Genomic DNA, 21,007 nt, shown 5'->3' with positions numbered 1-21,007 from the left:
CCCGAGCGGCTGCCGGGTGGGAGTCGTCGCCGGCTCCCACCCGGCCGGCGGTCAGTCCTCGATCTCGATGGGCTCGAGCTGGGCCATGATCTCGGCGCGCTTGGCCTCGAACTGGGGAGGCAGCATGAAGTGCTTGCCGAGCTCCTCGGGCGACTCGTCGCAGTCCCAGCCGCCCTCGTTGTGGGTGACGGCGAGCTCGAAGAGTGCCCCACCGGGCATGCGGCAATAGACCGACTTGAAGTAGGTCCGGTCCTTGAGCTCGGAGATGTCGGTGTACCCGGCGCCTTCGATGTCGTTCTTGACCAGCTGCTGGTTCTCCAGGTTGTCCAGGTTCCAGGCGAAGTGGTGGTAGGTGCCGGCACCGTAGGACCAGGTGCCCTGGTCCTCGCTCCGGTTGCCGATGACCTCGACGTGGTTGCCGAACTTGTCGTTCCCGATCTGGAACGTCGCCCGGTCGCCGTCCTCCACGATCTGGCCCTGCGAGAAGAAGACCCGCTCGGCGAACTCGACGGTCCGCTCAGGGGTGTGGGCGTGGACGGTCATGCCGTGGATGCCGTGGATGCCGTTCTCCTGCGGCACCTCACCGCCGCCGTAGGCGATGCGCGGGTCGTCGGCGTTGCCCACGAATGCGTACTCGATGCCGGACGGGTGCAGGAACGCGAGCCGGCGCTTGCCGAACACCTCGGCGTTGGTCACCTCGATCTGGTGCTCGGTCAGCCGCTTGTGCCAGTAGTCCAGCGAGTGCTCCGGCACCGACAGGAGCACCTCGCGGGCCTGGTTGGTCCCGCGCTTGCCGTACACGCCGGCCTGGGCCCAGGGGAACGTCGTGACCACGCTGGAGGGGTCACCGTTCGCGTTGGAGTAGTACAGGTGGTAGATCGGCGTGGCGCCGTCGTAGAGCACCGTCTTCTTGATGAACCGCATGCCCAGGACCTTGGTGTGGAAGTCCACGTCCTCCTGCGCGTGGCCCACGGACAAGGTCACGTGGTGGGACCCCTGGATGTACGTCATGGTGCCGTTCCTTCCTCGGGAGTCCGGGATGCGGATCGCCCCGGCTCGACTGTGTGACGCGGGAACTGATCGACGAGCGCGGGCGACTCGGTCCGGACCACGGACGGCGGTGTCGACTGGTCACCGTCCACGCGGGCCTCGGCGGAACAGGCCGCACTTTCGGTCGTGAGCAGGTCGGCGCCTCCTTACCCGTTCGACTGCCGGGGACGCCGGGTGAGCGCGCACCCCGCGGCGCTGCGCAGCTCCTGCGCAGCGACGACCTCCGATGCCTGCGGAGGGGCCGCCGCCCCCAGACTGCAGAAGGCGCCGGTGCATCACAGTGATCTGCGTCATTGCCCGGTGCGCCTGATCCGGTGGCAGCGGATCGGGCGCCCGCCTCGTCGAGCTCGTCGCGGAGCCGTCCCGGGCCGCTCGTCATCCAGGCGCTGGGCGGCGGCCGACCTCCCGGCGGATGAGCGTCGACGCCGTCGGCAGCTACCTGCAATGGCCGAGCGGGACAGCCCTGGCCTCAGCCGCGAGCGAGCCGTGCAGATCACCCGCTTCGGGCGCCCGGAGGTCCTGGACGTCGTCCACATCCCCGGGCCGGAAGCCGGCCCCGGGCAGGAGCTCGACGCCGTCTCCGCGGCGGGGATCAACCACGCCGACACCCAGCAGCGGCTGTCGGTCAACTGACCCCACCCGGGGGCTACGCGTTCCTCACGAGGGGTCCAGCGCGGCGTGGGTGCCGAACAGTCGACCGTGGTACGTCAACGGCTCGCCGGTGAGGGTCTCCGCGGCCACGACGCGGCCCAGCGCGACCACGGCCGCCGTCCGTGCCGACCCGGGGCCCCCCGCTCACGGGATCAGCACCGCGCGACCCTGGATGCGGCCGGCGGTGAGGTCGTCGAAGGCCGACCGCGCATCCTCGAGGGGATACCGCTGGAGTCGCGGCGTGATGACCCCCTGGCGAGCCAGCTCGACGACCGCGATCAGATCCGACCGTGATCCCCAGTAGATCGTCCGGACGGTGATCTCGGGCGGTCCCGCCATGGAGGCGCTGGCTGCGCCCCCGCCCACGCCGACGATCGAGATGTCGCCACCTTGGCGGACACACTGCTCCGCCACCTTCGTCGTGGACTCACTCCCCACGAAGTCCAGGACGACGTGCGCGCCGAGGCCCGTCAGCTCCTCCACCCGCGCCGGGACGTCCGCGCCGGCGTCCAGCACGACGTCGGCACCGCACTCCCGCGCCAACTGCAGCTTCGCCTCCGACGTGTCGATGGCCACCACCGTCGCCGCCGACAGCGCCTTGAGGAGCTGGATCGCGACGTGCCCGAGGCCGCCGACACCGATCACCAGCACGGTCGACCCGGCCACCAGCTTCGACAGCGACCGCCTGATGGCCCGGTAGGAGGTGATCCCGGCGTCCGGCAGGATCGCCGCCACGGCCGGGTCGAGGTCCCCGATCGGCACCAGGTGGCGCGCGTCGTCGACCACCATGTACTCCGCCATCCCGCCGTCCGAGCCCAGACCGGCGTAGGTGAGGCCGAGCTCGTCGCGGCGCTCGCACAGGTTCTCCTCACCCCGCGCGCACTGCACGCAGTTCCCGCAGCCCCAGGCGCCGTAGACGGCGACGTTCGTCCCGATCTCGAGCGCGGCGACTCCCTCGCCCGTGCTGACGACCGTGCCTGCGGTCTCGTGCCCGAGTGTCGTGGGCAGCGTGATCCGCCAGGCGTCGAGCATCTCCCGGGGGAAGGACAGGACGCCGATGTCGGTGTGACAGAGGCCGGCCGCCTGCACCTGGACGAGCACCTGGCCAGGGCCGGGGACCGGGGGGTCGACGTCGACCAGCTCCGGCTGCTCACCGAAGGTCGTGTACTGCAGCGCCCTCATGGCACCGGCTCCGTCCTGTCCTGTCCTGTCCGCATCACGCCTTGGTCGCCGAGCGGCTCCGCTCGGAGGGGAGCGAACCGTTCAGATCGACGCCGCCGGCGATCCCGAACCTCGTCGCACCGATCATCTGGGCCCACTGGCCGTACTGGTTCGCGCCGTGGGTCTGGTAGGTCATGGTGTCGCGGAGGTAGCGCTCCATGCGCTGCCCCGGCCGGGCCGCGGACGTGCCGGCCGCCCGGAACAGCTGCTCGACGGCGTCGGAGGAGAGCCGGCCCGCCTGGATCGCCATGCCGTAGAGGGTGGCGTCCATCGCGTTGGTGAACGGCTTCCCGTGCCGCAACGCGGCCTCGGACCACTCCGCCAGGTACTCGGAGATCTGCAGCACGACAGCCTCGGCGGCATCGGTCTTGAACCGCGCCTCGCCGAACTCCCGTTGGTAGAACGGGTCCTCCGCGCGTGGCAGGTAGGGCGGCATGAGAGAGCGTCGTCCCTGCGCCAGGCGCTCGACCTCGTCCAGCGCGGCCCGCGCGTTGCCGACCGCCACGGCGGCCGGTTCCAACTTCAGCATCGACTGTCCGATGCCCAGGTACATGGAGTTGTCGTGCACGGCCGCCCCGCTCCTCGCCGGGTCTGCGTCGCCGATCCACTCCATCGGGACGACCATCTCGGCCGGGACGAACACCTCGTCGATCAGCACCGACTGCGACCCGCTGGCCCGCATGCCCAGCACGTAGTCCGCACCCCAATCGTCGGCGACGGTGTGGTCCGCGCGCGGGAGCGTGGCGATGACGGACACCGGGACGCCGTCCGTGTGCGCCTCACCCTCCACCTCGACGCGCATCTGAGCATGGGTGGAGAAGGCGACTCCGGAGCTGTAGGGAACCTTCCCCTTGACGAGGAACCCCCCGTCGACGGGAGTGGCAGTGGCCTGGGTGTTGTAGCTGAGCGGGCTCCGGGAGTAGCCGGCGTCGTTGCGGAAGACCTCGTCCTGGGCCTGCTCGGACAGCTGGGCCGCGGCCGTGAGGCAGTGCGCCTCCCCCAGGCAGCAGCTCCAGCCGGAGCCCGGGTCACCGGTCGCGATCTCGATGGCGACGCGCACGAAGGTCTTGACGCTCAGCTCGGCTCCGCCGTACCGCTTCGGGGTCAGCACGTGGTGGAGCCCGGAGGCCAGCAGCGCCTGGTGCACCTCCTCGGTGTAGTGCCCGAGGGTCTCCGCCTCCTGCTGCTGGGAGCGGAGCAGTTCGCGCAGCCCCCGGGCCCGCTCCACTGCCTCCTCGTCGGTGAGACCGGTGAAGTCGAGCGTGGCCGCCGGGGCGGTCGGTGCCATGGTCATCGGTGCTTCCCTGTCGTCTGCGAACTGCGGGAGGCGCCCGCCTGTGGCCGGGCCGCGGACGTCGTCCATCCCCTGCCTCCGGTCGATGTGACGCTGATCTCAGGCGGCGGCCCAGGACCATGGCCGCAGGACATGATTGCGCGGCTCCGACGTGCGGCCGCACGCTTCCGTCACCTGGCCTCCCCGTGGCCTCAGGACTCGGGCCAGGTCCCTCGAGCGACAGCGGTGCGGTAGGCATGGGGCGTCATGCCCAGCGTGGCGACGAAGACCTGCCCGAAGTGGGACGGCGACCGGTAGCCGACCCGTGACGAGACCGCCGTGACGGTCAGGTGGGCGAGCGCGGGGTCGGTGAGCTCGCGACAGGCGCGCTCCATGCGGCGGGCCCGGATCCACGCGGCCACGGACTCACCCTCGCTGGCGAAGATCGCCTGGATGGTGCGCGGGGACATGTAGTTGGCCGCGGCCACCCTCGCCACGGTCAGGTCGGGGTCGGCCAGGTTCGCCAGGACGTGTGCCTTGAGCTGGGCGAGACGCACGCGGCGGGCGTGGTCGGCGTCCACCTGCCCGACCTCGCGGTCGCCGGTGAACAGGGTGACGGCGATGTCGAGCGCGGCCCACAGCGCGCGGGCCGCCTCGGACGCGGAGATCGACGGCATGGCCGTGTCGAGTGACTCCAGCAGGGCCCGGAAGACGTCGACGAGTCCGGTGCCCGCAGGGAGGCGTGGCGATCGGCCGGGCGGCCAGCCGCCGCGGGGAGATCGGCACCGCCCACTGCGGCGCGACGAGGGCGATCCCCCGGAAGTCGGAGGTCACCTCGAACTGGCTGGCGACGTCCGGGGTGTGGAAGACCGCGTCACCTCTCTCCAGTTCGAAGAACGACTCCCCCGCACCAGGCGGCAGGAGCCGGCGAGCTGGACACCGAACCAGTAGCGCGGTGGCGCGGTGACCGGCGGCGCGGAGGTGATCGCCGACATCCGGCTGGTCGTGATGTCGATGAGCCGGATGTCCCCGACGGAGTGGGCGCTCAGGTCGGCGTGCAGCGGCGCGTCGACGGCGGTCGGTGGGACGACGATGCCCAGGACGGCGGCGACACTGTCGTTCCACTGGGAGCGACCGTCGACCGTGATCCTGGTCCCCGACGTCATCCGGCCCCCTCGTCGAATCGATGGCCACCGCGACCGCCGTGCCCGGTACGGCCCCGGACCCCTCGTCCCCGCGGCGTCGGCCGACCGCGCCGGCGGGTCAGTAGCAGCGCTCGAGCAGGCCGACGATCTCCTCGGTGGTGACCGGCCGGTCGGTGGCGTCGAAGATCTCCAGCCCGATCCGGGTCGCCTCGGCGACGGAGGTGAGTTCCTCGTGCGGCACCCCGACATCGCGCAACCTCATCGGGAGATCGAGGCCGCGGATGAACCGGTCGACCGCCTGCGCCGACTCCAGCGCCGCCTTCTCCGGCGCTGCGGGGTCGAACGGGATGCTCAGCGCCGCCGCGATCTTCTCGAACCGCTGCGGGGAGATCTCGGCCATCACCTCCATCGACGGCGGGAGCGTGATGCACGAGGACACCCCATGGGCCACGTCCCACCGCGGCCCCAGCTGGTGACTGAGCGCGTGGGAGAGCCCGAGCCCGGTGTTGAATCCGCCGTAGAGGGACAACCAGGCCGCATCCAGGCAGGCCGTCCGGTGCTCCAGCGACGCCTCGTCGGTACCCGCCGACAGCGGCAGGTGCCTGAACAGCATCCGGATCGCCTCCACCGCCAGCGCATCACCCAGCACGTGCGGCTTGCGCGAGTACAGCGCCTCCACCGCGTGGTCCAGTGCCCGGATGCCGGTGGACAGCCAGAGGGCCCGCGGCGTCTCCAGCGTCACCTGCGGGTCGTGCACGACCACGGCCGGCTGCAGCCACGGCAGGATCACCGCAGCCTTGTTGCGGGTCGCCACGTCCAGCACACCGGCCGCAGGGGTGAACGCCCCCGCCGACAGCGTGGTGGGTACCGCGATGTGCAGGAAGCCCGCGGACCGGTCGTCACCGAAGGCCTTCTCCAACTGCAGCGTGCCGGCCTCCTTGGTCATGTCCCGCCCGTTGACCACCGAGGCGACGGCCACCTGCGTGGAGTCGATGACGCTGCCACCACCGAGGCTGACGACCGCGTCGGCGTCGTACCGGCGCAGGTCGTCGGCGATCGCCCGCACCCCCTCGGTCGGGGAGTGCTGCCCCGCGTTCACGCCCACCCCCACGAAGCGGGAACCCAGCGCCGCGCGGACCCGCTCCACGGAACGGCTGTCCACCAGGGACCGCGTGGTCGTCACCAGGACGCGTTCGGCTCCGCGCGCGTCCATCTCCTCACCCAGCACCTCCACGGCACCGGTGCCGCTGACCACCGCCTCGAGGCGCGTGAGGTTGAAACGGTTCGGCTTCGCGGTCATCGGCAGATCCCTCGCTGGATGGCTCGTCTCGATGGATCGTCAGTGCAGCACAGCTCCGCTACCCGAGCGCAGGTGCAGCGACGTCGAACCGCACTGGCGCCTTCTGCACCCGTAGGGAGAAGGGTGAGCCCCACATCTCGACGTCGCCCACGCTGAACTCGGACCAGCGGTCGAGCAGGACGTTCAGCGTCTCCTCCATCTCGACCAGGGCGATGGCCCGCCCGACGCAGAAGTGGCGGCCGTGCCCGAAGTTCAGGGCTGCAGGGGCCTTCCGGCCGACGTCGAACCGATCGGGGTCGGTGTAGACGGCGGGGTCTCGGTTGGCCGCGTAGGTGTTGAGCAGGATCAGCTGACCGGGCTCCAGGGTGATCCCGGCGTACTCGAACTCCTCCTCCGGGACGCGGAATCCCGCGAGGAAGCCCGGCTTCCACCGCACTCCTTCCAGGACGGCCGTCCGGACCAGCGCCCGGTCGGCCTTCAGTGCGCGCCACCCTCCGGGGTTCTCGGCCAGCGCGAGGAGGTTCAGGCACAGCTGCGTGTTCGTGTTGTCCGTGCTGCCGCCGAGCACCGTGGAAACGGTGTCCATGACCTCGGCGTCGCTGAGCGCGCCCTCCCCCGTCGCCGAGACCAGGGCGGAGATCAGGTCGTCACCGGGTTGCCGCTTGCGCTGCTCGACGAGTGGCCTGAGGTAGTCGTGGGCGTCGATGCGCGCCTGCTCGGCGATCTCTCCGGTGCCGGGCTGGAACGTCAGGATGGCGAGCATCCGCTCGGAGATGTCGGCCATGATCGGGGCGTCGCTCACGGGCACCCCGATCATGTGGCAGAACAGGGCCGACGGCAGGCGCCGCCCGGCGATGTCGGCGAAATCGAACTCACCGCTGTGCTCGGCCTCGGCCACCCATTCGTCCACGTGCTGGTGAGCGGCGTCCCGCAGGCGCTTGGCCGCGCCGGCGCTGAAGTAGGGCATGACGGCCAGCCGCAACCGCTTGTGCAGCTCTCCCTCGGCGCCGAGGAGGCCCTGGACCCACTGCTCGTACAGGGGACCGTCGGTGATCCCCTGCTGGGCCAGCACCCCGCCGAACCCCGTGTTGCACCGGAGGTCGCCGAGCAGCTCCTGACCAGCCGTGTGGGTGAGGAACTCCAGTCCCCGGTCGCTCCGCGCGACGGGCCCCTCCGCTCGAGCACGGGCGATGAGCGGGTAGGGGTCCTGCGTGTACTCCTCGGAGAAGACGTCGAGGTAGGGGAGTTCGTCGATCCGGACGCTGCTCATGTCGGTCTCCGCTCGTTCGGGCTCACGGTGTACCACCTCGGTTCAGTACGCGATGAAGAGGATCTCCTCGCGCCCGTACTGCATCCCCGGGTGACGGTCGGCCAGGTGGGTCAGCGTCTGCTCGACCAGGTCGTCCTCGTCGATGCCGGTGATGTGCACCCCGCAGGGGCAGTCCAGCTGCGTCTTCATCGCCGGCTCTTCGCTCACTGACCGGTCCAGAGCTTCGTGAACTGCTCCTCGTAGTCGTCGAACGCCATGTATCCGGCTTCGATGTCCGCCGGCACACTGTCGTCGGTGATGACGTGGAAGAGCCCCGGGTGCGACGTGGTGTAGTACTCGTTGCAGTCGTACTGCTGCCCCGCCAGCGTCCGCAGCACCTGGTCCATGGCCATCCAGGCGAGCATCCCGGGGTCGCTGGCCGGAGCGCCCAGCGGCTGCCCGTCGCCGATCTGCTGGAGGTTCACCTCGATCGGCGCGGTGCCCATCCCGGGCACGTCGAGGCCGGCGACGTCCATGGCCGCCGGCAGCCCGATCTGCAGTTCGTCCACCGCCACGATGAACGCGCCGGTCTCCGGGTTGGCCTGCAGGTCGCTGACCACCGTGCGAGGGGCGGTGCTGCCGACCTCGGTGATCGAGATGTCGACCACCCGCAGCTCGCAGTCGGGGCACTGCTCGGCGAGCCGCTCCTCCACGCCCTCCAGGATGAGTGGCGTGAACGGCAGCTCGGGAACGCGGTAGTAGGCGAGCTCGGTCGCCTCCCCGTTCGTCTCGGCGAGCACGGCCGAGGCCAGGATCCGGCCGGAGTCCCTGGCCCCGGCTGCCCGGACGCTGATCTGCGAGTCGTCGAACCCGAACTGCTCACCGATGACGGTGAATTCGGGGCTGAAGACCGCCCCCTGCTCCTGCAACGCCTCGCGCTGGGGAGTGAAGGGTGCTGGGTCGATCGCCAAGTCGATGACGATGTCCGGGCGACTCTCGACCAGGGTGTTCACCGCGGCGTTGATCTCCTGCGGACTGCGGCCGGTCTGCACCCGCTGCACCTCGATGCCCAGCACCTCACCCGCTTGGCGGAGCTGCTCGTAGACCTTGGCGGGGCTCGGGGTGCCGTTGTCGAGGAAGGCAGCCGTCGTCCCCGGCGGTGGGAGCTCCGCGAGCGGCTCGGTGATGGGGAACTCCGTCGGCGCCTTCGTCAACGGCTGGATCGACTCCTGCGCCGCGGCGACGTCGACGCCCGCCCCGCCGCTCCCACCGGAGGTCTCCTCCGACGAGTCACTGCTGCCCGGACGTCGCGTGACCGTACGGCGGTTCGCCCATCGAACGCGTGCTGCGTCACGTCGGATCCGTGCACGGCGGGCGTGCGGCACGATCGCCCATGTGACCGCCACAGACGGCGAGTACTCGCCGCGGCCGTGCGGGCTGCGGGACAGGCGTCGCGAACTCGCCCCGCGCAACGAGCAGACTTGCCACGGGGGCGTGGCCATAGCCTCCCCTGCATGCGAGCCGTACAGATCACCCGCTTCGGCGGCCCCGAGGTCCTCGACGTCGTCGAGCTCCCCGACCCCATCCCCGGGGACGGCGAGCAGGTCTACGAGGTCTCCTCGGCCGGCATCAACCACGCGGACACGCACCACCTCCTGTCCTGAGGGGTAGATCGGCACGGACGTCATGCCCAGACGCGCCATCGCGCGAGGCTGTGGCCTGTGCAGGGTGCACGTCCTGGGGGGCGGTGAGCGTGATGGTGGCGTCTGCGTCCTCGGGCGGAGACGACGTGGCCGTGGGTGGGTGGATGGGACCGGTGCCGGGACGTCGATCCCGGGGATCGGGGCGATGCCCTCGCGCGGGTGTGGGGTTCAGTCGCCACAGCCGGTAGGTCCACGGCAGGTCGTAGAGCAGCACGTAGGCCGTGTACGGGGCCAGCGCGTTGCGCGAGCGTGCGTCCCCCGCGACCGACCGCTGGAGCGCCACGAGCGGGACCGTGAAGGCGCACAGGCCGACGAAGCCGGCACGAGCGCTCCGCCGGCCGAAGAAGACCCCGTTCCAGGCCTCGTTGCCGACGAGCACCGCCAGGCTCCATGCCGTGCTCCGGGCGTCGCGACGGTCGAGACCCCGTGCCAGCACGTAGCCGACGATCCCGTAGTACGCCGCGCCCACGCCCAGGAAGGCGGGCATCGGCAGCTGCCAGCGCGGCGCGGTGAGGCCGCGGAACCAGGCCATCGCCGGCTTCCCGATGAAGGCGTTCCCCGCGATGGCGGCCGCGACCGCGCAGGCGCTCGCCCGGAGCACGGACCGCCGCCTCATGCCGTGCCCGTCCCCGTGCCGCCGTCGGTGACCGCACCGGTACGCGCGACAGCGCGCGCCGGGTCCTCCGCCCGGCTCTTGAGCGCCTCGTTCATGGCCTCGAAGGCGGGCAGGGTGCTCCGGTCCAGCGACGCAGCCATGAACGGGACGAGGATCCCCCGGAAGGTCTCCGACTGGACCAGCCGGGTGCCGCCGGGCTGCGGCTGCAGCTCGAACGTGTGCTCGGCGTCCATCAGCCCGGGCAGGCCCAGCCTGCCGCGCCACCGCAGCTCGCGGCCGGCGGCGACCTCGACGAGCCGGGGGCGCAGGGTCATCGCCCGGCCGCCGACCGGCTGCATCCTCAGCGTCAGCCGGCGGCCCGGGCCCACCACCCCCTCCGCCCGCACGATGAACGGGTTCCACTCCTGGTAGGCGGCGAGGTCGGTCAGCACATCCCACACCCGCTCGGGCGTCGCTCCGATGTCGACGTGGGCGGACAGTCGCTTGGACATGGCGTTCTCCTTCGGGTGGGGGGGGTGTTGCGGGACGGGACAGGGGACGGCCGATCGAGCGCCAGGTGCTCGCGCAGGAACGCGGCCTGCGCGGCCAGCGCCCGGTCGGTCGCCGGGCCCGCGCCGAGCACCGGGTAGGCGTGCAGGGCGCCGGGCTCCTCGAGGAAGTCGACGGTGACGCCCGCGTCCAGGAGTCGTCGTCGCAGCAGGCGGACGTCGTGGACGAGGATGTTGCGGGTCCCCGTGGTGAGGTGCACGGGCGGGAGTCCGGCCAGGTCGCTGTGCAGCGGCGACAGCCGGTGGTCGGCCAGCGGGGTCCGGCCGGCGTAGGCCAGGGCCGACGGCTGCAGGAACCGGCGGCTGAGGACCGGGGCGTCCGGCTCGGTCCCGGGGATCTGCGGATTGGCGAGGGCCAGGTCGACCCACGGCGCCACGAGCACGAGCGCCGTGGGCAGGGAACTCCCGTCGGCGACCAGGGTCCGGGTCGCGGCGAGGGCCAGGGCGCCCCCGGCGCTGTCCCCCGTCAGCGCCCAGCGGCCCGGTCGGGGCGCCCGGGCGGACAGCAACGACCGGAGGGCGGTGACGACGTCGTCCAGTGCCGCCGGGTGCGGGTGCTCCGGCGCGACCCGGTGGTCGACCATGACGGCGCTCATCGAGAGCTGCGCGCCGCGCGCGGCGAGCCAGCGCCACTGCCCGGCCACCGGCCCGGTCACGAACGAGCCGCCGTGGACGTACACCAGGACCCCGCGGTCGGCCAGGGCGGGACGGAGCCACGTGACGGGCACCCCACCCGCGGTCGCCGTCGAGACGGGCAGGCCGTCCCGGAGCGGACGCGACATCCGTCCCAGCCGCTGGATCCCGACGTTCACCAAGAGGGGCAACCGCGGGAGCCCGCGGCTGACCAGCCGGTGGAGCACCGTGCCGGTCACGGTCGCCCCGCCAGGACGGGCTCGGCACCCACCCGGGGAGCGCGAGGCCGGCCACCCAGCCGGCCGCGGGTGGCGGCCACGACGACCAGGCCCAGGGCCGCGCTGGCCACCAGGTGCACCGGGCCCACCCCGTCGTCCAGGTAGAGCCGGGGCAGCAGGCCGGGACCCCCGAACCCGCTGCCGTCGGTCGTCGCGTTCCCGGCCGCGTGCACCAGGCCGACGACGAGCAGGCTGCCGGTCCGGTTGGCGACCCAGCCCTGCAGGAACCGGAACGGGATCGCCGTCGCGGTGACGAACAGCAGGACCACCGTGCCGCCGAGCCAGCCGTTGCCGGCCGCCAGGGCGGCGTGCTGCAGGGCGAACAGCGGTCCGGTGGCCAGTGCGGCCCGCACCGGCCCGTGCCGGTCCTGCAGGCGGGTCTGGAGGAACCCCGTCCAGGCGACCTCCTCCGCCCAGTTGGTCGTGAGGAACCCGAGGAGCACCTGGACCAGCAGTCCGGAGACGATGGCCGCGGCGAGCGCCTCGCCGGAGTCCGGCGGCCCGAGCAGGGCCACGGCCACCGCCGTGGTGGCCACCGGGACGACGACCAGGGCGAGGGCGTACCAGCGCAGCGGCACCCGGACCCGGACCGCGCGCCGCCACAGCGCGCGCACCCCCGCCGGCCCGTCGACGACGCGGGTGACGACCACCGCCGGCAGCAGCAGGCCGACCAGGTTGGCCAGGACGACGAAGGGAGCCGTCGGCAGGTCGACGCCGTACCACGCGGGGGCGACGACGGGCTGGAAGGCGATCGCCTGCCCGACGGGCACGGACCAGGCCAGGAAGCTCGTGACGGGGTGCCGGCGGATGATCCCGGCCAGCCGGCGCTCCGCCGTGACGGGCGCACTCACCGCCGACCCCCGACCGGTTCCGGCACCGCGCGCGCCGGGAAGGCCACGTGCTCGTTGCGGATCCCGATCGCCATGAAGCGGGAGAACAGCCGCAGCAGCGGCGGGACCCGGGACAGGAGGCGCAGCGGCACGGGGACGCCACGCGGCGGGACCGGGTCCGCGGCGGCGCCGAACATCTGCCGCTGGACGCCGCGCTGCACCAGCTGGGTGACCCGCGTGGGCAGGTCGCGGCGGCGCTGCACCCGCGCGAGGTCCCGTGGTGTCACGGCTCCTCTGCGGAGGGGGAGGACGAGGGCGTTGGCGGCGGCCACCGCGTCCTGGACGGCGAGGTTGATGCCGACCCCCGCGACCGGGGACATGGCGTGGGCGGCGTCCCCGATGCACAGCAGTCCGGGCCGGTACCAGCGGCGCAGCCGGTTGACCCGGACCTCGAGGAAGCCGGTGTCGTCCCAGCTGCGCAGTGCCGTGTCGATCCGGTCGCCGAGGAAGGGCATGGCTCGCCTCACGTCCGCTCGAAGCGCCTCGATGCCCGCCGCCCTCAGTGACGCGACCGTGCCCTTCGGCATGGTGTAGGCGCCCTGCCAGTAGCTGCCCCGGTCGATCATCGGGAGCAGCCGGCCCGGCACCAGCCGCGCGAAGGACGCCTCCGGGTCCCCGGGGCCCTTGGGGATGCGGTACCAGAGCACGTCCATGGGGGCGCCGAACTCGACCGGGGACATGCCTGCCGCTCGCCGCACCGCGGAGGAGCGTCCGTCAGCAGCGACGGTGAGCAGTGCACGGAGCTCCCCCTCGGAGCCGTCGCCGTCCGTCCGCCGGTGGCGGACCCCGGTCACCGTGCCGTTCTCCTCCACGAGCCCCACCACCTCCACCTGCCGGTGCAGGACGAAGGAGGGGGACCGCGCGGCCTCGGTGGTGAGGAAGTCCAGCAGCTCCCACTGCGGCACCATCGACAGGCACTGGAAGCGGCCCGGGAGCCGGGTGAAGTCGCCGAGCGTGACGAACCCGTCGTCGGTCATCAGCGAGATGCTGGTCGTGCGCTGCTGGGGCAGCTCCTCGAAACCCTCCAGCAGGTCGAGTTCCGCGAGCACCTGCATCGTCGAGGCGTGGACCGTGTCGCCGCGGAAGTCACGCAGGAAGTCCGCGTGCTTCTCGAGGACGACGACGTCGATGCCGGCGCGGGCGAGGAGGAGTCCGAGCACGGCCCCGGCCGGGCCGCAGCCGGCGATGCAGACGGTCGTCGTCGCGGGGAGATCCCGGGTGGTGGTCATGGCGTCGTCCTTCCAGAGCGGGGCGGGGCGGGCGGTCACGAGGAACTCGACGACAGGACGGGCGGGGCCGACGGCTCCTCCGCCGGCTGCGGCCGGCGCATCCGGTACCGCCGCACCCCCCAGAGGACGGCGGCGTCGCAGATCAGCAGCCCGACGAGCCCGGGCACGGTCATCGCCCATCCGGTGCCGTCGCCGACGACGACACCCCACAGCAGCTTCCCGCCGGCCATGGCGTTCAGGAGGACCAGGCCCCAGCCCACCGACCGCCGCCAGAAGGCCAGGCAGTAGGCGGTTAGTGCCAGTGGTGCGAGCGTCGCCTGCGCGAACTTCTCGAGGCCCCAGGTCCCGGTGATCCACTCCCGCTCGAAGTCGAGGAACTCCAGGATCTGCGGATCCGGCTGGGCGGGCGCCGGGAACCAGGCGATGCTGCTGGCCAGGGCGACGAGGGTGCCGGCGATGCCCCAGCCGCTGCGCCGGTGGGCGAACCAGGCCAGCGGGATGAGGAAGAGCGGCCTGATGTACCAGCTCAGCGGGTTGGCGTGCCGGTCGAAGGCCCAGTCGCCGAGGTCGGCGAGGAGCTGCGCGATGTCCATGACGGTCTCCTAGAGGTGGGTCGGTGCAGGTCCGCGGGAACCCGACTGCGGTGCCGTCCAGGCGGAGGCGGGGAGCCGGGAGGCCAGGACCAGCAGCGCGACGGCGGCCAGGCTGACCGCGGCGAGCGAGATCGACTGCAGGACCTGGTCGGTGACGGTCGGCAGGACCGACACGTGCGCCTGGTGGTAGAGGTGGTGCGGCAGGTTCGTCACGACGACGGCCAGGCCGACGGCGCGGGCGAGCCAGACCGCTCCGCTGAGCAGCGCGACGAGCGCGACGGTGCCGACGGCGAGGTTGCCGAGACCGACGTCGCGGAGCAGGTGCTCGTTGTAGGGACCGTCCGGGCTCACCCAGTGGTGTCCCATCCCGGGGAAGTCGGCGTAGAAGGAGGCCGGGAACACGGCCTGCCAGAGGCCGACCACCAGTCCGAAGAGGGCGAACCACGCCAGCAGGACCTTGACGGCGAGACGCATGCGGACCTCCGGAGGAGTGCGGATCCGGGTGGGGGCCGGCGGGTCACCGGTGTCCCGGGGAGACCGTCGGGCCCGGCTCTTGACGGATCCGGGGCATCCGCTTGACGGGACCCGGAGCGCGGCGACGGCAGGGGGCCGGGATCGGGCGGCGGCGGGGCAGGATGGCGCGACGGCGAGTCCGGCGGGCGCCGGAGAGGCGGGTGCGCGGTGCAGTTCGACGTCCTCGGACCGCTGCAGGTCCTCGATGCGGGGCGGCCGCTGGTCCTCGGGCGGCCCAAGCAGCGCGCTGTGCTCGCGATCCTGCTGCTCGACGCCGGCACGGTGGTCCCGCTCGACCGGTTGGTCGAGGAGCTGTGGGGCCCGCACGCGCCGCCGCAGGCCCTCGCCTCGGTGCAGGCGTACGTCTCCCACCTGCGTCGGCTGCTGGAACCGCAGCGCCTACCCGGGGCTCCCGCGACGGTGATCGTGAACCAGGCGCCGGGCTACCGCATCGTGGTGGACCCCGACGACGTCGACGCCGCGCGCTTCGAGGCCCTCGCGCGGACCGGACACGACCTGCTGCAGCGGGGGGAGGCACCGCGCGCGGCGGAGACGCTGGAGGCGGCCCTCGGGCTGTGGCGCGGGCCGGTCCTGGCCGACTTCGCCGACGCGTCGTTCGTGCAGGCGGAGCGGGCCCGGTTGGAGGACCTCCGGCTGACCGCCCTGGAGGACCGGCTCAGCGCCGACCTGGCCATCGGCCGGCACGCCCGGATCGTCGCCGAGCTCGAGCGGTTGACCGGCGAGCACCCGTTCCGGGAGCGCCTCCAGGGCCTGCGCATGGCCGCTCTCTACCGCTGCGGGCGGCAGGCCGAGGCCCTGCAGGGCTACCAGCAGTTCCGCTTGCTGCTGCGCGAAGAGCTCGGCCTGGATCCCGGCCAGGCGCTCCGCGACCTGGAACGGGACGTCCTCCGCCAGGCCCCGGCACTGGAGTGGACGGCGGTTCCCGCCGACGACGGGAGCACCCCGGGCCCGGCTCCCGTCCCGACGCAGGTCGTGTCGCGCGCCGCCGTCGAGGCCGCAGACGTCGTGGCCGCGCCCAACGGCCTGGTCGGGCGCGACGCACAGCTGCGGGTGGTCGACGAGGCGCTGGCTGAGACGGCGACCGGACGGGGACGGATCGTCCTGGTGGCCGGCGAGCCCGGGATCGGCAAGACGAGGCTGGCCGAGGAGGCGGCGCGGCGCGCCCGCGCATCCGGAGTGGCGGTGGGCTGGGGGCGCAGCGACCAGGACGCCGGGGCCCCGCCGTTCTGGCCGTGGACGCAGGTGCTCCGGAGCCTGCTGGGCGACGGGACGCCCGGAGCGCCCAGCGCCGGGCTCGGCTCCTCCGCCGTCGAGCTGGCGCCCATCCTGCCGGAACTGGCGGGCGGCGCCCCCCTCCCCCCCGCGCCCGTGGTCGACCCGGAAGCGGCCCGCTTCCGGCTCTGTCAGGCAGCGACCGCGGTGCTGAGGGAGCTCGCCTGCGGCCGACGCCTGCTGCTGGTCCTCGACGACCTGCAGTGGGCCGACGTCGCCTCCCACCGGCTGCTGAGCCACCTCGCCACGACGCTGGCCGACGCACCCGTCGTGGTGCTGGTGACCTACCGGGACCGGGACCTCGACGCCTGGGAGCCGCTCGCCGAGACGCTCGCCGAGCTGGCACGGGCGGTCCCGGTGGACCGGCTGGAGCTCGCCGGTCTGGAGGTCGCGGACGTGGCCCGGGTCATGGCCTCCCACGTCGGCACGGACCCCGACGACGAGCTGGCCCGGCTGGTCGGGGACCGCACCGGCGGCAACCCGTTCTTCGTCCTCGAGGTGCTCCGCTTGCTCGGCGCCAACGGCTGGCCGGAGCGGACCACGGGCAAGGCGGCGACGCTGGTCGCCCAGCAGGTCCCCGCGGGCGTGCGCGACGTCCTCCGCCGTCGGCTCGCCCGGCTCCCCGACCAGACCCGCACCGTGCTGCTCGTCGCGGCGGTCGTCGGTCAGCAGTTCGACCTCGACGTCGTCCGCGCCGTGACCGGGCTGGACGACGACGACGCGCTCGCTGCCCTCGAGCTCACCGTGTCGGCCGGACTGGTCGTCGAGGACCCCGCGAGGGTGGGCCGCTTCCGCTTCGCCCACGCGTTGATCCGCGAGGCCATCTACGGCGAGATCAGCCGAGCACGACGGGCCCGGCTGCACGCCCGCGTGGGACAGGCCCTGCTCGACCACCGCGGCGACGACGCGGACCACGTCCTGCAGCTCGCCCACCACTGGTGGCTGGCCGCACCGGTGGTCGGCCCCGAGCAGGCGGTCCCCCACCTGATCGCCGCGGCGGAGCTGTGCCTCGACACGCTGGCGCACGAGGAGGCCGAGCGACAGCTGCGACGGAGCCTGGACCTGCTCGCCACCATGCCCCGGACTCCCGCTCGCGCCGCCTCGGAGCTGCACGTCCACCTGCGCCTCGGCACGCTGCTGGTCCAGCGGCACGACACCGCGAGCGAGGAGGCGTGGGCGAGCTTCGCCCACGCCCGTGAACTGGCCGACCAGCTCGGCGACAGCTCGGCCCTGCTCGCCGCGTGCCACAGCCTCTTCGAGGTGGCGTACGCCCGGGCCGACCACCGCGCGGCCGGCGACCTGGCCGAGCGCATGCTCGGGATCGCCGCGGACACCGCCGATCCGGTCGCGTCCACCGTCGGCCGCCTGGCCCTGGGCAGGACGCTGTGGGGCCAGGGCCGGCTCCTCGAGGCCCGCGAGCAGCTCGAGCAGGGGTTGCGGGTGGCGGACGGGGCGCCCACGCACCGCCAGCCCCTGCCACCGGTGTTCATCCTGCAGCTGCAGCTCTCCGCCGTGCTGGAGCCCCTCGGCGAGCTGGAGCGCGCCGCCGACCTCGTCGCGGCGGCCGTCGAGGGGTCCCGCGACCAGCACCCCTTCGCGCGGGCCGCCGTCCTGGCCGGAGCTGCCCTGCTGGCCGCCCTCCGCCGCGACAGCCCGGCAGCGCGCGCGTGGGCCAGGGAGGCCCAGGACCTGGCCACGAGGTGGAACTTCCCGGCGCCGAGCGGGTACGCGGCGGTGGTCCTGGGCTGGGTGGAGGCCGTGGACGGGGATCCCGAGGTCGCCGTCCCCGCGCTGCGCCGCGAGCTCACCCAGATCGAGGCGGGCGGCGTCCACCACCTCCTGGCCTGGGGGTTCGGGCTGCTGGCCGAGGCCCACCTCCGCGACCGGCAGCCGACGGAGGCGCTGCGGCTGCTGGACGACGCGCTCTCCCGGGTCGACCGCACGGGAGAGCGGCTCTACGAGTCCGAGCTGCACCGCCTGCGCGCGCTGTCCCTGGTGGCGCTGACGCCACCGCGCACGGAGCAGGCACACCGGGCTCTCCAGCAGGCGGCGGCCGTCGCGCGGGAACAGGGGTCCCCCGTGCTGCTGCGACGCGTCACGGAGACCCGCCGCACGGTCGCTCCCGACGGTCACAGCGGCAGCTGCGACCACCCGGACGCACAGTCCTGAACCGGCTCCCGCGGCACAAAACCGGTCCGGGCGAGCAGCGCCGCGATCCGGCGGTCGCGGACGGGTGGCGCGGTGATCTGCTCGACGCCCGATGCCCGGAGCCGGTCCGCGACCTCGCAGACCAGCCGCCGTTCCAGCTGACCGTCGTTGTAGGCCGTCGACACGGCGAGGCCGCACAGCCGGGCTGTCGTGGCGTCCAGGCTGCGGACCACCGCCACCCCGGCGAGGCCGCCGGTCGTCGTCGTCGTCAGGTCGCACAGGCCGTACCACTCGCAGGTGTCGTCGTGGTCGTCCAGAGCACAGGCCGACAACAGCATCTCGGCCTCGCGCCGCTCGGAGGCTGCGTCGAGCCGCCGGAAGACGATGCCGGCCGGTGAGCCGCGGGCGGCCATCGTGCCTCCAGGGGGCCGGGGTGTCCGGGAGCGACGGTGCCCGCGGCCGCTTGACGCCTCCTTGACGCCGCGCGCGGACGAGGAGCCAACCGGCCGTCAAGGTCCGGCGGCGACGCTCTCCTCCCGATCGGCCCCGACGGAGGGATGTGCGATGACCAGCGTGCTCGTCACCGGCGGCACCGGACGGCTCGGACGACGGGTGGTCCGCGCCCTGGCGGCCGACGGCCACCCGGTGCGGATCCTGAGCCGCGAGTCCGCCGCGCCACCGGTACCCGGCGCCGACGTGGTCGTGGCGGACCTGAGCACCGGAGCCGGCCTCGTCGAGGCGGTGGCCGGGGCGACCGCGGTCGTGCACTGCGCCACGGACCCGCGGAACTCCCGGGCGGTCGACGTGGCGGGGACCGAGCGGCTGCTGGAGGCCGCACGCGACGCCGGCCGACTGCACCTCGTCTCCGTCTCGATCGTCGGCGTCGACCGCATCCCGGTGAGCTACTACCGGGCGAAGCTGGCAGCCGAGGAGGCGATCGCGCGGTCCGGGCTGCCGTGGACCCTCCTGCGCACCACGCAGTTCCACGGGTTCGTCGACGATCTGCTCGGCCGCCTGGTGCGGATGCCCGTCGTGCTAGTGCCGCGCGGCTGGCGGATCCAGCCGATCGACGTCGACGAGGTCGCCCGCCGGCTGGCGGACGCCGTGGCGTCCGGGCCCGCCGGCCGGCTGCCCGACCTCGGCGGTCCGGAGGTGTTCCCGGTCGCGGAGCTCGTCCGCGACCGCCTCCGGAGGACCGGGCGGCACCGTCCGATGGTGGAGGTCCCCCTGCCCGGCGCGCCCTCCGCGGCGCTGCGGGCGGGCGCGAACCTCGTCCCGGGCAACCGCTCCGGCGGGCGCACCTGGCAGGAGTACCTCGACCGCCGTTCCCCGTCCCGGCTCCCGGAGGGCTGACCACCATGAGCACCAGCACGGACGTCCTCGTCGTCGGCGCCGGCCCGACGGGGCTCACGCTGGCCTGCGACCTGCGCCGCCGTGGCGTCGACTGCACGGTCGTCGAGCGAGCCACGACCCACCACACCCGGTCCCGCGGCAAGGGCCTGCAGCCGCGCAGCCTCGAGGTCTTCGACGACCTCGGGATCGCCGGGGCTGCCCTGGCCGCCGGCCGGACCCACCACCACGTGCGCCTGTACTCGGGCGGACGGCTCGCCCTGGATCTCGACCTACCGGCCCGCCCGCCGCAGCCCGGGGTCCCGTACCCGAACCTGGTCGTCCTGCCGCAGTGGCGGACCGAGCAGGTGCTGCGGACGCGCCTGTCGGAACTGGGCGGCACCGTCGAGTACGGGCGGGAGCTGGTCGACCTCGACCAGGACGCCGACGGCGTCACCGCCACCATGACTGACGACTCCACCGGGACGGTCGAGCGGATCCGGGCCGCCTTCGTGGTCGGCTGCGACGGCGGGAGCAGCACGGTGCGGACGCTGGTCGGCATCCCCATGCGCGGCGAGAGCCGCGAGGAGCACTTCGTCCTGGGTGACGTCCGGATCGAGGGACTGCCGGCCGACGGCCCGTCCTACGCCTGGTTCGACGACGGGTACCTCGCCGCCGACCCGCTGGACGGGAGCGGGACGTGGCAGGTGCAGGCCGGCGTCCGGCCCGACGTATGACCTTCCTGCGCGACCGGGTCCTCGTGCCGGCGCTGCGGCTCCCGGTCGTCCTGGACCGGCTCCTCGACGGCGTGGCCAAGCTCGACGTGGGCTACCGGAGCAGCTCGCTGGCCGGCGAGCCGGCCGGCGTCGACCGCACCGGCGACGGGGAGGCGGCCGGCGTGGTGGACCGCGTCCGGTTCCGGCACGGCCTGCACGCCGGCGACCGCGCACCGGACGCCGACGGGCAGGACGGCGACGGCGCGCCCGCGCGGCTCTTCGACCTCTTCCGGGGCACCCACTCCACCCTGCTGCTGTTCGACGGCCCCGCCGCCACCGACGCCGGGTACCGGCGGATGACCGCCACCGCACGGGCGGTGGGCGCTGCCCTGGGCGACGACGTCCGCACGTGGGTCGTGGTGCCCGGTGACCGGAGGCCCGAGGGACTGGACGACGTGGCCGTGTTCCTCGACCCGGACCGGGACGCCCACCACCGCTACGCGGCCACGGCCGAGTCGCTGTACCTCGTGCGACCCGACGGGTACGTCGCCTTCCGCAGCCGGCCCGCCGCCGCCCGACCCGTGCTCGACTACGTGAGCTCGGTGTTCAGGATCCATGCGCCGGCGTGA

Annotated in this window: 23 protein-coding genes; 6 read left to right on the top strand and 17 right to left on the bottom strand. The window is 73.3% G+C overall.

Annotated elements, in window-relative coordinates:
- Positions 1–51 precede the first annotated feature (51 nt).
- A complete protein-coding gene (locus ACU616_RS19515) occupies positions 52–1,011 on the bottom strand; it encodes a VOC family protein (RefSeq protein ID WP_446760071.1) in 960 nt (319 codons plus the stop codon).
- Positions 1,012–1,536: 525 nt separating this feature from the next.
- On the opposite strand from ACU616_RS19515, the gene ACU616_RS19510 reads away from it, so the two are divergent.
- Entirely contained in the window at positions 1,537–1,683 is a 147-nt protein-coding gene (locus ACU616_RS19510) for a Zn-dependent oxidoreductase (RefSeq protein WP_446760070.1), read from the top strand.
- Between the two features lie 162 nt (positions 1,684–1,845).
- On the opposite strand, the gene ACU616_RS19505 is transcribed toward ACU616_RS19510, so the two are convergent.
- The 8 genes from ACU616_RS19505 to ACU616_RS19470 form a co-directional block, all read right to left on the bottom strand.
- The gene (locus ACU616_RS19505) at positions 1,846–2,883 is read right to left on the bottom strand and encodes an NAD(P)-dependent alcohol dehydrogenase (RefSeq protein ID WP_446760069.1); all 1,038 of its coding nucleotides are present in this window, start codon (positions 2,881–2,883) and stop codon (positions 1,846–1,848) included.
- Between the two features lie 34 nt (positions 2,884–2,917).
- Positions 2,918–4,216 carry an acyl-CoA dehydrogenase family protein gene (locus ACU616_RS19500; RefSeq protein ID WP_446760068.1) on the bottom strand — a complete coding sequence of 433 codons (1,299 nt, stop codon included), beginning with the start codon at positions 4,214–4,216 and terminating at the stop codon, positions 2,918–2,920.
- 191 nt (positions 4,217–4,407) lie between these two features.
- Positions 4,408–4,872: a helix-turn-helix transcriptional regulator gene (locus ACU616_RS19495; protein WP_446760067.1), complete on the bottom strand. Its 465-nt coding sequence runs from the start codon at positions 4,870–4,872 to the stop codon at positions 4,408–4,410.
- A gap of 153 nt (positions 4,873–5,025) precedes the next feature.
- Positions 5,026–5,361, bottom strand: coding sequence for a hypothetical protein (locus ACU616_RS19490; RefSeq protein ID WP_446760066.1), 336 nt, complete (start codon positions 5,359–5,361; stop codon positions 5,026–5,028).
- Between the two features lie 97 nt (positions 5,362–5,458).
- Positions 5,459–6,640, bottom strand: a complete 1,182-nt coding sequence (locus tag ACU616_RS19485; RefSeq protein ID WP_446760065.1) for an iron-containing alcohol dehydrogenase — start codon at positions 6,638–6,640, stop codon at positions 5,459–5,461.
- A 58-nt stretch (positions 6,641–6,698) separates the two neighbouring features.
- Positions 6,699–7,910, bottom strand: coding sequence for a cytochrome P450 (locus ACU616_RS19480; protein ID WP_446760064.1), 1,212 nt, complete (start codon positions 7,908–7,910; stop codon positions 6,699–6,701).
- A gap of 42 nt (positions 7,911–7,952) precedes the next feature.
- Entirely contained in the window at positions 7,953–8,117 is a 165-nt protein-coding gene (locus ACU616_RS19475; RefSeq protein WP_446760063.1) for a hypothetical protein, read from the bottom strand.
- Positions 8,114–9,103, bottom strand: coding sequence for a sugar ABC transporter substrate-binding protein (locus tag ACU616_RS19470; RefSeq protein ID WP_446760062.1), 990 nt, complete (start codon positions 9,101–9,103; stop codon positions 8,114–8,116). The genes ACU616_RS19475 and ACU616_RS19470 overlap by 4 nt, the downstream gene beginning before the upstream one ends.
- Positions 9,104–9,403: 300 nt before the next feature.
- Here ACU616_RS19470 and ACU616_RS19465 point away from each other — a divergent pair, with 300 nt between their 5' ends.
- Positions 9,404–9,553 carry a Zn-dependent oxidoreductase gene (locus tag ACU616_RS19465; protein ID WP_446760061.1) on the top strand — a complete coding sequence of 50 codons (150 nt, stop codon included), beginning with the start codon at positions 9,404–9,406 and terminating at the stop codon, positions 9,551–9,553.
- Here the strand turns inward: ACU616_RS19465 and ACU616_RS19460 are convergent.
- From ACU616_RS19460 to ACU616_RS19430, 7 genes are all read right to left on the bottom strand, one after another.
- Positions 9,519–10,208: a tryptophan-rich sensory protein gene (locus ACU616_RS19460; protein ID WP_446760060.1), complete on the bottom strand. Its 690-nt coding sequence runs from the start codon at positions 10,206–10,208 to the stop codon at positions 9,519–9,521. The genes ACU616_RS19465 and ACU616_RS19460 overlap by 35 nt on opposite strands.
- The gene (locus ACU616_RS19455) at positions 10,205–10,699 is read right to left on the bottom strand and encodes an SRPBCC family protein (RefSeq protein WP_446760059.1); all 495 of its coding nucleotides are present in this window, start codon (positions 10,697–10,699) and stop codon (positions 10,205–10,207) included. Before ACU616_RS19455 ends, ACU616_RS19460 begins: the two co-directional genes overlap by 4 nt.
- The gene (locus ACU616_RS19450; protein WP_446760058.1) at positions 10,633–11,484 is read right to left on the bottom strand and encodes an alpha/beta hydrolase fold domain-containing protein; all 852 of its coding nucleotides are present in this window, start codon (positions 11,482–11,484) and stop codon (positions 10,633–10,635) included. Before ACU616_RS19450 ends, ACU616_RS19455 begins: the two co-directional genes overlap by 67 nt.
- 140 nt (positions 11,485–11,624) lie before the next feature.
- Entirely contained in the window at positions 11,625–12,518 is an 894-nt protein-coding gene (locus ACU616_RS19445) for a CPBP family intramembrane glutamic endopeptidase (protein WP_446760057.1), read from the bottom strand.
- The gene (locus ACU616_RS19440; RefSeq protein WP_446760056.1) at positions 12,515–13,786 is read right to left on the bottom strand and encodes an FAD-dependent oxidoreductase; all 1,272 of its coding nucleotides are present in this window, start codon (positions 13,784–13,786) and stop codon (positions 12,515–12,517) included. The genes ACU616_RS19445 and ACU616_RS19440 overlap by 4 nt, the downstream gene beginning before the upstream one ends.
- A gap of 35 nt (positions 13,787–13,821) precedes the next feature.
- Positions 13,822–14,379 carry a hypothetical protein gene (locus tag ACU616_RS19435; RefSeq protein ID WP_446760055.1) on the bottom strand — a complete coding sequence of 186 codons (558 nt, stop codon included), beginning with the start codon at positions 14,377–14,379 and terminating at the stop codon, positions 13,822–13,824.
- A gap of 9 nt (positions 14,380–14,388) precedes the next feature.
- Positions 14,389–14,853, bottom strand: coding sequence for a hypothetical protein (locus ACU616_RS19430; protein WP_446760054.1), 465 nt, complete (start codon positions 14,851–14,853; stop codon positions 14,389–14,391).
- Positions 14,854–15,060: 207 nt separating this feature from the next.
- Between ACU616_RS19430 and ACU616_RS19425 the strand changes: the two genes are divergently transcribed.
- The gene (locus ACU616_RS19425; RefSeq protein WP_446760053.1) at positions 15,061–18,354 is read left to right on the top strand and encodes a BTAD domain-containing putative transcriptional regulator; all 3,294 of its coding nucleotides are present in this window, start codon (positions 15,061–15,063) and stop codon (positions 18,352–18,354) included.
- On the opposite strand, the gene ACU616_RS19420 is transcribed toward ACU616_RS19425, so the two are convergent.
- On the bottom strand, positions 18,315–18,746 hold the full coding sequence (locus ACU616_RS19420) for a hypothetical protein (protein WP_446760052.1): 432 nt from the start codon (positions 18,744–18,746) through the stop codon (positions 18,315–18,317). The genes ACU616_RS19425 and ACU616_RS19420 overlap by 40 nt on opposite strands.
- A gap of 151 nt (positions 18,747–18,897) precedes the next feature.
- Between ACU616_RS19420 and ACU616_RS19415 the strand changes: the two genes are divergently transcribed.
- From ACU616_RS19415 to ACU616_RS19405, 3 genes are read left to right on the top strand one after another with little or no spacing between them, the layout of a single operon-like run.
- Positions 18,898–19,686 carry an SDR family oxidoreductase gene (locus ACU616_RS19415; RefSeq protein WP_446760051.1) on the top strand — a complete coding sequence of 263 codons (789 nt, stop codon included), beginning with the start codon at positions 18,898–18,900 and terminating at the stop codon, positions 19,684–19,686.
- Positions 19,687–19,691: 5 nt separating this feature from the next.
- A complete protein-coding gene (locus tag ACU616_RS19410) occupies positions 19,692–20,399 on the top strand; it encodes an FAD-dependent oxidoreductase (protein WP_446760050.1) in 708 nt (235 codons plus the stop codon).
- Positions 20,396–21,007 (top strand): aromatic-ring hydroxylase C-terminal domain-containing protein, encoded by a 612-nt coding sequence (locus ACU616_RS19405; RefSeq protein ID WP_446760049.1) that lies wholly within the window; start codon positions 20,396–20,398, stop codon positions 21,005–21,007. Before ACU616_RS19410 ends, ACU616_RS19405 begins: the two co-directional genes overlap by 4 nt.

The organism is Geodermatophilus sp. URMC 62, from assembly GCF_052931475.1.
This window is presented reverse-complemented; position numbering and strand designations above follow the sequence as displayed.